The following is a 10,630-nucleotide window of genomic DNA, read 5'->3' on the forward strand; positions in this document are numbered from 1 at the left end:
AGTGCTGTCGCGAGGGTTTCGAGATCTGTCGTCACAAACGGATCAACGAGACCCTCGCTTCATGCCCCCGAAGACTTCGGACTTACTCGTCTAGGCCCTGCCCCGGGCGGGCCGAGGCCTCCGCCTACGCCTGCGCCCGGCCCTTCGGGCGGCGCAGGCCCGCCTCCGTGAGGCGGCGGACGAGCTCCTTGCTGCCGATCTCCACCGCGCCCGCGTCGACCGCGTCCGCGTAGCGGTACGAGGGCACGTCGTAGTGGTCCCGCTCGAAGGCGCGCGGCGGGCAGCCGATGGCCGCCGCGAACGCGTGCAGCTCCTCGTACGAGACGTCGCTGACCAGGTGCGACCACATGCGGCCATGGCCCGGCCAGGTGGGCGGGTCTATGTAGACGGTCACGGGTGGAAGACCGGGCCGAGGCCGCCCACAGCCGCCACCTTCACGCCCGCCTCCGAGCACACCCAGTGCGGGTCGGGTCCGAGTTCCGGTTCCACGTCCAGTGCGTGCGGATCGCCGTGTGCGCAGACCGGGCACAGCGGCCAGCGCCCGTACTTCTCCAGCAGCGCGTCCTGCACGTCCTGGGCGACGAGTCCAGGAAGGTAGTCGACTCCCTCCGGCCACTGCTCCACCCACCACCGGCGGTGCGTGACCGAGTCCTCGACGAGGGAGACGACATCGGCATCGGCGACCTCACCGGCGGCGAGATCGGCGAGAACAAGTGCACGGGCGACATGCAGCGCCTGTTCCAGGGGGGTCGCGTGGTCCATGGGCCCATTGTGGACCCGACCGTGCCCGGTGACGAAGGTCCTTTTTGCAAGGGCCCAATGGCGGATTGCCCACCCCCCACTCTGAAAATAGATTTCAGACGTGAGAAGAAATGCGAAGGAAAGTTTCGATCCAGCCTCGCCGGCGTTTGAGGCGCGGAGTCTGGGGCGGAGCCCCGGCGGCCAACCCCCGCCATCCCCCTCCACACTCCAGGCCCGCATCCGCACCCTCGCCCCCTCCATGACCCCCTCCGTGCAGGCCGTCGCCGAAGCCGTCGCCTCCGATCCGGCAGGCTGCGCGCAGCTCACCGTCACCGCCCTAGCGGAGCGCACCCGCACCAGCGAGGCCACCGTCGTCCGCGCCGCCCGCCTCCTCGGCTACCCCGGCTACCGCGACCTGCGCCTCGCCCTCGCCGCCCTCGCCGCCCGGCAGGAGTCCGGCGCCGCGCCCGCCGTCACCGTCGACATAGCCGTCGACGACTCCCTCGCCGACGTCGTCGCCAAGCTGGCCCACGAGGAGGCGCAGACCCTCACCGACACCGCCGCCGGGCTCGACCTCACCCAGCTGGCCGCCGCCGTCGCCGCCCTCGCCACCGCCCGCCGCATCGACATCTACGGCGTCGGCGCCTCCGCCCTCGTCGGCCAGGACCTCGCCCAGAAGCTGCTGCGCATCGGCCTCGTCGCCCACGCCCACGGCGACCCCCACCTGGCCGTCACGGGCGCCGTCCAGCTGCGCCCCGGCGACGTGGCCGTCGCGATCACCCACTCCGGTTCCACGGGCGACGTGATCGAGCCGCTGCGCACCGCCTTCGCACGCGGCGCCACCACCATCGCCCTCACCGCCCGCCCCAACAGCCCGGTCACCCGCCACGCCGACCTCGTACTGGCGACCTCCGCCGCCCGCGAGACCCAGCTGCGCCCGGCCGCCATGTCCAGCCGGACCAGCCAGCTCCTCGTCGTCGACTGCCTGTTCGTCGGCGTGGCGCAGCAGACGTACGAGCGGGCCGCCCCGGCCCTCGCCGCCTCCTACGAGGCCCTCGCCCACCGCCACACGACGCGCTAGCGCCAGCTCTCTCTCTCTTTGGGGGGGGGGGGGGGGCGGGGGCCTCGACCCCCAGCAAAGAGCGAGTGGGTGCCATCTCTTCCTCTTCCCCCCCCCCCCCCCCCCCCCCCCGACCCCCAGGGACCCCCATGACCGCGTACGCCGAACTCCGCGCCCAGCTCGCCACCCTCACCACCGAGGCCTTCCGCCCCGAACTCGCCGAGATCGACCGGCTCCCCACCCTCGACATCGCCCGCACCATGAACGCCGAGGACGCCACCGTCCCGGCCGCCGTCGCCGCCTCGCTGCCGCAGATCGCCGCCGCGATCGACGCGATCGCGCTACGGATGGCGCGCGGCGGGCGGCTCGTCTACGCGGGCGCCGGCACCGCCGGCCGGATGGGCGTCCTGGACGCCAGCGAGTGCCCGCCCACCTTCAACACCGATCCGGCCCAGGTCGTCGGCCTGATCGCGGGCGGCCCCTCCGCGATGGTGAAGGCCGTCGAAGGCGCCGAGGACTCCGCCGAGTTGGCGGCCGAGGACCTGACCGCGCTCGGCATCGGCCCGGACGACACCGTCATCGGCATCTCCGCCTCCGGCCGCACCCCGTACGCGATCGGCGCCGTCGAGTTCGCCCGTACGCGCGGCGCGCTCACCGTGGGCCTGTCCTGCAACGCCGGCTCCGCGCTCGCGGCCGCCGCCGAGCACGGCATCGAGGTCGTCGTCGGGCCCGAACTGCTCACCGGTTCGACCCGCCTGAAGGCGGGCACCGCGCAGAAGCTCGTCCTCAACCTCATCTCGACGATCACGATGATCCGCCTGGGCAAGACGTACGGGAACCTCATGGTCGACATGCGCTCCTCGAACGAGAAGCTGCGCGCCCGCGCCCGCCGCATCGTGGCCCTGGCCACCGGCGCACCCGACGAGGAGATCGAGGCCGCGCTGACCGCCACGGACGGCGAGGTCAAGAACGCGATCCTCGTCATCCTCGGCGGGGTCGACGGCCGCCGGGCCGCCGAACTCCTCGCCGCCTCCCAGGGCCACCTCCGCGCCGCCCTCGCCCGGACCAACTGACAGACCCGCCCACAAACCCGCTGACCCCTCTCCCCCTACGGCAAGGCGACCCCACCATGTCCACGGACAAGAACCGCGCCACAGCCGCCGCGATCCTTCCTCTGGTCGGCGGCCCGGACAACATCACCTCGATCGCGCACTGCATGACCCGCCTACGCATCACCCTGCGGGACCGCTCGCTCGTCGACGACGACGCCCTGCGGGCCCTCCCGGCGGTCCTGGGCGTCGTCGAGGACGACACGTACCAGATCGTGCTGGGCCCGGGCACGGTCGCCCGCGTGACCCCGGAGTTCGAGGCGCTGGTCGAGGAAGGCCGCGCCGCCGCTCCCGCGAAGGCCGTCACGGCGGACGAACTCAAGGCCCAGGGCGCGGCGTTGAAGGAAGCGCAGAAGGCGCGCAACGCCACGCCCGTCAAACTGTTCCTGCGCCGCATCGCGAACATCTTCGTCCCGCTCATCCCGGCGCTGATCGGCTGCGGCATCATCGCGGGCCTGAACGGCCTCCTCACGAACATGGGCTGGCTGCCCGCCGTCGTCCCGGCGCTGGCCGCCATGGCCTCCGGCTTCATGTCGCTGATCGCGGTGTTCGTCGGCTACAACACGGCCAAGGAGTTCGGCGGTACGCCCGTCCTGGGCGGAGCGGTCGCCGCGATCATCGTCTTCCCCGGCGTCGCCAAGATCGACGCCTTCGGCCAGTCCCTCTCCCCCGGCCAGGGCGGCGTCCTCGGCGCGCTCGCCGCCGCCCTCCTCGCCGTGTACGTGGAGAAGTGGTGCCGCAGGTGGGTCCCCGAGGCCCTGGACGTCCTGGTCACCCCCACCCTCACGGTCCTGCTCTCGGGCCTCGTCACCATCTTCGGCCTGATGTTCCTCGCCGGTGAGGCCTCCGCCGCCATCGGCTCCTTCGCCAACTGGCTGCTCGACAACGGCGGCGCCCTCGCGGGCCTGGTCCTCGGCGGACTGTTCCTCCCCCTCGTCATGCTGGGCCTGCACCAGGCCCTGATCCCCATCCACACCACGCTCATCGAGCAGTCCGGCTACACCGTCCTCCTCCCGATCCTCGCCATGGCGGGCGCGGGCCAGGTCGGCGCGGCCGTCGCCGTCTACTACCGGCTCCCGCGCAACGGCTCGATCCGCGCCACCATCAAGTCCGCGCTCCCGGCCGGTTTCCTGGGCGTCGGCGAACCGCTCATCTACGGCGTCTCCCTCCCCCTGGGCCGCCCCTTCGTCACGGCCTGCATCGGCGGAGCCGCGGGCGGCGCCTTCGTCGGCCTCTTCAACCAGCTGGGCCTGGCCTTCGGCTCCACGGCCATCGGCCCCTCGGGCTGGGCCCTGTTCCCCCTCCTGGACGGCGAGTCGGGCATGGGCGCCACCCTCGCCATCTACGCGGGCGGCCTGGCCGTCGGCTACCTGGTGGGCTTCGCCGCCACCTACTTCTTCGGCTTCACCAGCCAGATGCTGACCGACCTGGACACCGACCCGGACCCGGCCGCGGACGCCGTGCCCGAGCCCGAGAAGGAACCGGCCCTGGCGTAAAGGATTGGCCGGTGGGGAGCGGCACGCACGATGCTGTGCGGATGCTGCTCCCCACCGAGGCCGTCGCCTCCGCCACCCTGATCGAGGTCATACGCGTCGCCGCGATGCCCCACGACCACAGCACCCTCTTCCCCCGCGACCGCCCCTACGAGCCCCACCCGGGCAAGCCGGTCGCCGTGTGGTCCAAGGCCGAGGCCGAACCGGCCCTCGCCCTGATCGCCGCCCTGCCGCGCAGCGTGTCGCACCGCTGCGGCTACCACCCCGGCTGGGCGATCCGCGCGTACCGGGACGCGCTCGAACCCCCGCTGTTCGAGGCGCAGTTCTGCTTCAGCTGCCACGAGGCCCGCCTCCACGGCCCGGCCGTCCCGCCCGACCTGGCCCGGCAGTTCTTCCGCCCCGACTGTCCCGAAGGACGCGACCTCCTGGCCCGGTTCCGCGCCTGCGAGCCGATACCCGCGGTCGTTCCCCCCGGCCGGATGTCCGCCCTGCCCCAGCCGGAGTTCGCCCTCCCCGGCGGGATGCTGCTGCGGCCCTGGGAGGCGTACGACGCCCCCGCGCTCGTCGCGGCCGGCCAGGACCCGGACATCCGGCACTGGAACCGCCCCGGGCACCGCACCCTGGCGGAGGCCGAGGACCGCATCGCGCGGTTCCGCGAGCTCTGGCGGGCGGAGGAAGCCGCGATCTGGGCGATCGCCCCCGCCACCGGCGGCCCGGCCGTCGGCCTGATCGGCGTGGCCGACCTCGACCTCCGGGGCGGCAGCGGCGAGTTCCTCTACTGGCTGCTCCCCGCCGGACGCGGCAGCGGGGTCACGGTGAAGGCCACGGACCTCCTCAGCCGCTGGGCCTTCGACGAACTCGGCCTGCACCGCCTGCGCATCACCCACTCGGTGGCCAACCCCGCCTCCTGCGCCATCGCCACCAAGGCCGGCTTCCCCCTGGAGGGCACCATGCGCGGCGCGCTCCTCCACGCGGACGGCTGGCACGACGAACACCTCCACGCCCGCCTGCGCACGGACGTCGTCACCAGCCCATGACCGGGTCGATGTCGAAGGTCGGCGGCAGGGTGTCGCTCTCGTCGAGGTTGACGAAGACGTAGGAGCCGGGCGGGCCCGGGGAGAAGAAGAACCGGCGGCCCAGCGGCAGGTCGCGCAGGATCGTGGACTCCTGGAGCTGCCTGCCGGTGGCCACGTCCCACCGGGTCAGGTAGGTCCACCAGCGGTCCTTCGTCACCGCCAAGACCTCACCGGGCCGTCCCAGCGCGATCGCGGTCACGGCGGTGTCCCGACCGAATTCCTTGCGCCATTCGAGGGTGCCGCGGGTGAGGGAGTGGGCGGACAGCCCGGTCTTCCTGCCGTCCTTCACGGCCGTGACCAGCAGATCGCCGTGCACGACCGGCTCCGGCTCGGCTTGCAGGTCGCCCGACACACCCTCGGTGCGGATGGTCCCGCGCTGCCGCCCCTCGCCGTCGAAGAGCAGGACCGCGCCCGCGACCCGTACGGCCGGCGGCTCGGCGGACAGCACCCGGACCTCGCCCGGCGCGCCCTCCGCCGGGAGCCGGGTCTGCCAGGCCCGGGCGCCCGTCCGCGCGTCGGCGCCCGTGAGCCGGGCCGTCGCCTCCGGACCGCTGCCGCACTGCTCCACGTACACCGCCCGGTCCCCGGCCCCGTCGACGGCCCGCACCCGGCACCCGGCCGGTACCGCGATCCGCCAACGCTCGCCGCCCTCGCGCAGGTCCAGGCCCACCACGGCGCCCGCCTCCGCCACCACGGCGGTACCGCCCACAGCAGCCACCGAAGACGGCGTGAAGTCCTTGTGCCACAGCCTCCGCCCCTCGACCAGGTCCACGGCCCCGACCCGCGACCCGCACCCCTGCCCGTCCCGCTCGTAGGCGACGAGCCCGACGTCCTTCGGCGTACTGCGGCTCAGCGCGCACACCGCCGTCCCCTCGGCCGCGGCCCACCGCCAGCCCCTGCGGCCCTCCCCGTCGTACGCGACGAGGCCGTCCGCCCGCGCCCGTACGAGCACCGCGGAGGCCCCTTCCCGCTTCCACACGCCGACCGGGCGCGCCGAGGGCGCAGCCGGCACCTGCCAGCCGGAGAGGTCCATCTGCGGGCCGCGCATCCACTCGTACGCGTCCCAGCCCGGCGACAGCGCGCCCAGCGCCAGCGCCGTGGCCAGCACCCTGGCCGCCACCCCGGCCAGGACGGACCGGCGCGGGGCCCGCTCGCGCTCGCGCGCGATCCACGCCCACAGCAGCCACGTGACGATCACGAGCAGCGGGATGACGATCGCCAGCCGGCCCATGCCGCGGGGGCAGTCCGCCCCGCCGCACACCGTGCCGGGCGTGTCGACGAGCCACAGCTTCCAGAAGAGCGCCGAATACAACAGCGTCACTGCGGCGCAGGCCGCGGTGACGCCGAGCCGAGCGGTCGTGAAGAGCCACGCGAAGAGCCGTTGGAACAACGACGGTTGTATGTCCATGATCCCCCCCGATCGCAGACTAGTGCTGGCGGCGGCCCCCACTTCCGGCGGCCGCGGTCCGCAGGAACCGCACCAGGTCATCGGCGCTGTAGCCGAGCTTCGGCCCCCGCTCGGCCGCCATCAGCAGCAACTGGCCAACGATCTCCGCGCCCCAGCCGTCCGTACCGTCCGCCGACCACTCCCACAGCTTCTCGATGCCCAGGTCGTTCATGAGCAGCCCGTGCTCCTGCCGGATCTCCCGGCAGGTCTCGGCGACCGCGTCCAGCAGCCGCGCCCCCGGCCGCTCGCAGCGCAGCGCGAGGTACCCGCCGACCTCCTCGACCGAACACCCCTGTGGGGGCCGGGCCTTGAGCGCCTCGTAGCGCGCGTCCTCGAACTCCGGACACTCCTGCACCGGGCAGTGGATCAGCGTGAACCGCTGCCACCCCGGCGGCGGAGGCGGCAGCGGCCGCCACGCCGTCAGGCCGAAGGCCTCGTGCACGAGGGCGGTCGCTTCGTCCGCCGTCTCGGCCGACCGCGTCTCGCGCCGCTCCCCGTCGTCCCCGACGGCGGTGAACAGCCCGCCGCCGCCCGCTGCGCGCCGCACGCGCACGGTCGGCCCCATGCCCTGGCGCCGCCACGCACCGCCGACCAGGGCCGTCTCCAACCCGCGCAGCTTCCAGCCCAGTTCGAAGGCGAACTCCGCCGCCTCCACCGCCTCGCTCACGCGCCGGCCGCCCGCTCGTGCAGAACGGCGGCGAGGCGGAGCGCGGTGTCCAGGTTGCAGCGGCCGAGGTCGACCAGGGGCAGCCCGTACGAGCCCGCCGCCGAGACCCGCTCCACGTCCAGCGAGGGGAACAGGACCCCGACCCCGGCGAGGGACTCCCTCAGCTGCTGGACGGCCTCCTCGGCCGCCTGCATGCGCTCCATCGGCGTGAGCACCATGACATGTCACCTTTCCACTCTGAGTATTCGACTTCGACACTCAGAGTGGCGACCCGCTCGCTAGCCTTTCAATGCGGAACCCGAAACAACCGCACGTGTTCCAAGGAGTTTCCATGGCAGGAAAGAGCCTTGATCCATCCTCCTCACCCCGCGCCCTCCTCGGCGCCGAACTGCGCGTGGCGCGTGAGCGCAAGGGCATGTCACAGGCCGAGTTGGGCGAACCGCTCTTCGTGAGCGGCTCGTTCATCGGCCAGCTGGAGGCGGGCACCCGCCGCATGCACCTCGAATACGCCCGGCAGATAGACGACATCCTCGACACGGGTGGCTTCTTCGCCCGCAACTGCGGGGCCTTGGCCAAGTCGAAGTACCCGAACCACTTTGCTGAGGCGGCCGAGGCAGAAGCGGAAGCCAAGACGATCCGCGAGTACGCACCCCTCGCGCTGCCAGGGATGCTCCAGACGGAGGCGTACGCTCGGGAGGTCTTCCTCGCGTACCAACCGACGGCTCCAGAAGAAGTCATCGCCCAACTGGTCACGAACCGACTGGACCGCGCCAGCCTGCTGGGTGATCCAACAACACCGTTGTTCTGGTGCGTGCTGGACGAAGCCGTTCTCCGGAGGATCGTCGGCAGTAGGGCGGTGATGGCGGAGGCCCTACGTCACATCGCGGCCCTGATCCGCACACGACGGATCTTCGTGCAGGTGCTGCCGTTCAGCGCAGGAGCACACTCCTCCATGGGAGGCACGCTGAAGCTGATGACCTTCGAGGATGCTCCTCCACTCGCCTATGTCCAAGGGAACGCAATCGGCGTGCTGCTGGACGATCCGGCCACCGTTGCCCGCCACTCGCTGACCTACGATCTCCTCACGGCCAGCGCGCTGTCACCCACCCAATCGCTGGCCATGATCGAGTCCGTGGCGGAGGATTACGCGCATGACGAGCACGCCTGAGTACGACCTGTCAGCAGCCACTTGGCACAAGTCCAGCTACAGCGACGGCACCGGCGGCGACTGCGTGGAAATGGCCACCTGGCGGAAGTCCACCCACAGCGATGCCAGCGGCGGCAGCTGCCTCGAAGTCGCCGACGGCCTCCCCGACCTCGTCCCCGTACGGGACTCCAAGCAGCCCGAAGGCCCGAACGTGGTGTTCCACGCGCGGGCCTGGGCCACCTTCGTCGGGACCCTCTGACCGTCAGATTCCGCCGGTGAACAGCAGCTGGTTCGGGCTGCCCTTGCTGACGCTGTTCAGCACGTCCTTGGTGGACTCGCTGTCCAGGAACTCGTTGATCTCCGCCGGGTCCGCGTTCGGTTGCGCCTTCTTGTAGAGGACGGCGACACCGGTGACGTGCGGGGCGGCCATCGACGTACCGTCCTGGGCCACGCTGCCGCCGCCGAGCCTGGCGGAGACGATGGCCTGGCCCGGTGCGTAGAGGGAGACGCACATGCCGTAGTTGGAGAAGGAGGTCTCCTCGTCCCACTGGTTGGATGCGGCGACGGTCAGCACCCGGGCGGCGGACGCGGGCGAGACGTTGCAGGCATCCTTCGCATCGTTGCCCGCCGCGATGACCGGCAGCACAGCGCGTCGGACAGGGCGGTCGCGGCGTTGTTCACCGCCTCCGACCTGTCCCCGCCCAGGGAGCCGTTCGGCACGGCCGGCTGTCGCACAAGCTGCAGAAAGGGTTATCCCCCTCTGCCGTCAAGGCCGCGCCCGGCGCCGTCCCGGCCCGCACGGTCCGTGGCCGCCGCGGCGAGATCACCCGTACGGGTCGCCCCGGATCGGCGGGCGCACGGCCGGTGCGCTCCCCCGTGCCCCCGCCACACCTGCGGGCGTCGTTGACCGGCCCCGACGCGCGTGATGGCCTCGCCCCATGCGCAACCGTCTGAGCCGAGACCTGCCCGTGGCCGTCGCCGTACTGGCCGCCTGCGCGCCCACGCCTCCGCCTTCGAGCCCGCCTTCGCCCGCGCGACGGCGGTCCCGGCCGAGTGGCCGACGTACATCGTGACCGTGCACCCGGACCTCGACCCGGCCGTCGTCGCGCAGGCCTACGGGATCACCCCGATCCACGTCTACCGCACCGCGCTGAACGGCTTCGCGGCCCGCCTCTCCCCCGAGCAGGTCGAGGCCCTGCGGGCGACCGCGATCGTGGAGTCGGTCCAGGAGGACGGCATCGCGTCCGCCTTCGGCACCGCCGCCTAGTACGGCAGGTAGTAGCTGAGTACGTCCGCGGTGAGTGGAGGGAAGAGCACCTGGAACAGCTCCTCGTCCGCGGCGTAGACGTCGGGGCGGATCCGGGTCAGCCCTTCGATTCCGTGCGGGCCGAACAGCAGGGCGGCCAGATGGTCGGGCGCTACCCCGGCGCCTTCCACAGCTCCGGGCGACTGTATCGGGCCGCCGGTGACGACCTCACCGAGCCCGTTGGCGAGAACGGGAATCCGGTAGTGGGCGCCGAAGGTGGAGATGACGATGTCCCGGCCGGTGCGGTCGATCCCGGCCGTGGTGAGGCGCTGCCAGAACAGCGGACGCAGCCTGTCGAGCAGCGCTGCGACATCCGGGATGCGGATGTAGTACTGCTCTGCGTTCCGGTGCGGTTCGTGGTCGATGAACTCCTGCCACGCGTTGCCTGTCACGGTGCCTGCCCGATGGACGATCCGTATCGGGTCGCCGGGTGCCAGGGCGGCAACGCCGCTCAGGAGGTCGCGTGCCGCCGCCTCGTCGCGTGCCGCAGCCTCGGCCAGGAGCATCTCCTCACCGGGAGGCGTGGTGCGCGCGGTGGCAATGACCGTGTCGGCATGCTCGAGAACCCAGAGGTTGCTCGACTC

Annotated in this window: 13 protein-coding genes and 1 pseudogene; 7 read left to right on the top strand and 7 right to left on the bottom strand. The window is 72.3% G+C overall.

The genetic code is table 11. From position 1 onward, the window contains the following. Positions 1–124: 124 nt before the first annotated feature. Together ACZ45T_RS38855 and ACZ45T_RS38860 are read right to left on the bottom strand one after the other, a co-directional pair. Positions 125–394, bottom strand: coding sequence for a DUF4031 domain-containing protein (locus ACZ45T_RS38855; RefSeq protein ID WP_468449160.1), 270 nt, complete (start codon positions 392–394; stop codon positions 125–127). Beyond that, on the bottom strand, positions 391–762 hold the full coding sequence (locus ACZ45T_RS38860) for a hypothetical protein (RefSeq protein ID WP_468449162.1): 372 nt from the start codon (positions 760–762) through the stop codon (positions 391–393). The genes ACZ45T_RS38855 and ACZ45T_RS38860 overlap by 4 nt, the downstream gene beginning before the upstream one ends. 160 nt (positions 763–922) lie before the next feature. On the opposite strand from ACZ45T_RS38860, the gene ACZ45T_RS38865 reads away from it, so the two are divergent. The 4 genes from ACZ45T_RS38865 (at position 923) to ACZ45T_RS38880 (ending at position 5,440) form a co-directional block, all read left to right on the top strand. Next, on the top strand, positions 923–1,822 hold the full coding sequence (locus tag ACZ45T_RS38865; protein ID WP_468449183.1) for a MurR/RpiR family transcriptional regulator: 900 nt from the start codon (positions 923–925) through the stop codon (positions 1,820–1,822). 128 nt (positions 1,823–1,950) lie between these two features. Then, positions 1,951–2,874: an N-acetylmuramic acid 6-phosphate etherase gene (murQ, locus tag ACZ45T_RS38870; RefSeq protein WP_468449164.1), complete on the top strand. Its 924-nt coding sequence runs from the start codon at positions 1,951–1,953 to the stop codon at positions 2,872–2,874. A gap of 56 nt (positions 2,875–2,930) precedes the next feature. After that, positions 2,931–4,406 carry a PTS transporter subunit EIIC gene (locus tag ACZ45T_RS38875; protein ID WP_468449166.1) on the top strand — a complete coding sequence of 492 codons (1,476 nt, stop codon included), beginning with the start codon at positions 2,931–2,933 and terminating at the stop codon, positions 4,404–4,406. Positions 4,407–4,447: 41 nt separating this feature from the next. Continuing rightward, positions 4,448–5,440, top strand: a complete 993-nt coding sequence (locus ACZ45T_RS38880; protein ID WP_468449167.1) for a GNAT family N-acetyltransferase — start codon at positions 4,448–4,450, stop codon at positions 5,438–5,440. On the opposite strand, the gene ACZ45T_RS38885 is transcribed toward ACZ45T_RS38880, so the two are convergent. From ACZ45T_RS38885 to ACZ45T_RS38895, 3 genes are read right to left on the bottom strand one after another with little or no spacing between them, the layout of a single operon-like run. Then, the gene (locus tag ACZ45T_RS38885; protein WP_468449169.1) at positions 5,427–6,887 is read right to left on the bottom strand and encodes a PQQ-binding-like beta-propeller repeat protein; all 1,461 of its coding nucleotides are present in this window, start codon (positions 6,885–6,887) and stop codon (positions 5,427–5,429) included. The two genes, ACZ45T_RS38880 and ACZ45T_RS38885, sit on opposite strands and share 14 nt — an antisense overlap. A gap of 19 nt (positions 6,888–6,906) precedes the next feature. Next, positions 6,907–7,593 (bottom strand): hypothetical protein, encoded by a 687-nt coding sequence (locus ACZ45T_RS38890; RefSeq protein ID WP_468449171.1) that lies wholly within the window; start codon positions 7,591–7,593, stop codon positions 6,907–6,909. Continuing rightward, a complete protein-coding gene (locus ACZ45T_RS38895; RefSeq protein WP_468449173.1) occupies positions 7,590–7,811 on the bottom strand; it encodes a hypothetical protein in 222 nt (73 codons plus the stop codon). The genes ACZ45T_RS38890 and ACZ45T_RS38895 overlap by 4 nt, the downstream gene beginning before the upstream one ends. 113 nt (positions 7,812–7,924) lie before the next feature. Here ACZ45T_RS38895 and ACZ45T_RS38900 point away from each other — a divergent pair, with 113 nt between their 5' ends. Together ACZ45T_RS38900 and ACZ45T_RS38905 are read left to right on the top strand one after the other, a co-directional pair. Further along, positions 7,925–8,761, top strand: coding sequence for a helix-turn-helix domain-containing protein (locus ACZ45T_RS38900; RefSeq protein WP_468449175.1), 837 nt, complete (start codon positions 7,925–7,927; stop codon positions 8,759–8,761). After that, positions 8,745–8,999, top strand: coding sequence for a DUF397 domain-containing protein (locus ACZ45T_RS38905; RefSeq protein ID WP_468449177.1), 255 nt, complete (start codon positions 8,745–8,747; stop codon positions 8,997–8,999). The genes ACZ45T_RS38900 and ACZ45T_RS38905 overlap by 17 nt, the downstream gene beginning before the upstream one ends. Before the next feature lie 3 nt (positions 9,000–9,002). On the opposite strand, the pseudogene ACZ45T_RS38910 reads toward ACZ45T_RS38905, so the two are convergent. Then, positions 9,003–9,466: pseudogene (locus tag ACZ45T_RS38910) on the bottom strand (S8 family serine peptidase); the annotation flags it as partial. 199 nt (positions 9,467–9,665) lie between these two features. Here ACZ45T_RS38910 and ACZ45T_RS38915 point away from each other — a divergent pair. Continuing rightward, a complete protein-coding gene (locus tag ACZ45T_RS38915; RefSeq protein ID WP_468449179.1) occupies positions 9,666–10,007 on the top strand; it encodes a protease inhibitor I9 family protein in 342 nt (113 codons plus the stop codon). Here ACZ45T_RS38915 and ACZ45T_RS38920 read toward each other — a convergent pair. Further along, positions 10,004–10,630 (bottom strand): hypothetical protein (locus tag ACZ45T_RS38920; protein ID WP_468449181.1); only part of this gene is annotated, 627 nt, incomplete at its 5' end. The genes ACZ45T_RS38915 and ACZ45T_RS38920 overlap by 4 nt on opposite strands.

It is taken from the genome of Streptomyces sp. NPDC030995 (genome assembly GCF_055571215.1).

What these genes read in the sequence shown, in the direction of transcription:
- ACZ45T_RS38905 (WP_468449177.1), top strand. Translation starts at nt 8,745, where the DNA reads ATGACGAGCACGCCTGAGTACGACCTGTCAGCAGCCACTTGGCACAAG.
- ACZ45T_RS38885 (WP_468449169.1), bottom strand. Translation starts at nt 6,887, where the DNA reads ATGGACATACAACCGTCGTTGTTCCAACGGCTCTTCGCGTGGCTCTTC.
- ACZ45T_RS38875 (WP_468449166.1), top strand. Translation starts at nt 2,931, where the DNA reads ATGTCCACGGACAAGAACCGCGCCACAGCCGCCGCGATCCTTCCTCTG.
- ACZ45T_RS38895 (WP_468449173.1), bottom strand. Translation starts at nt 7,811, where the DNA reads ATGGTGCTCACGCCGATGGAGCGCATGCAGGCGGCCGAGGAGGCCGTC.
- murQ (WP_468449164.1), top strand. Translation starts at nt 1,951, where the DNA reads ATGACCGCGTACGCCGAACTCCGCGCCCAGCTCGCCACCCTCACCACC.
- ACZ45T_RS38860 (WP_468449162.1), bottom strand. Translation starts at nt 762, where the DNA reads ATGGACCACGCGACCCCCCTGGAACAGGCGCTGCATGTCGCCCGTGCA.
- ACZ45T_RS38880 (WP_468449167.1), top strand. Translation starts at nt 4,448, where the DNA reads ATGCTGCTCCCCACCGAGGCCGTCGCCTCCGCCACCCTGATCGAGGTC.
- ACZ45T_RS38915 (WP_468449179.1), top strand. Translation starts at nt 9,666, where the DNA reads ATGGCCTCGCCCCATGCGCAACCGTCTGAGCCGAGACCTGCCCGTGGC.
- ACZ45T_RS38900 (WP_468449175.1), top strand. Translation starts at nt 7,925, where the DNA reads ATGGCAGGAAAGAGCCTTGATCCATCCTCCTCACCCCGCGCCCTCCTC.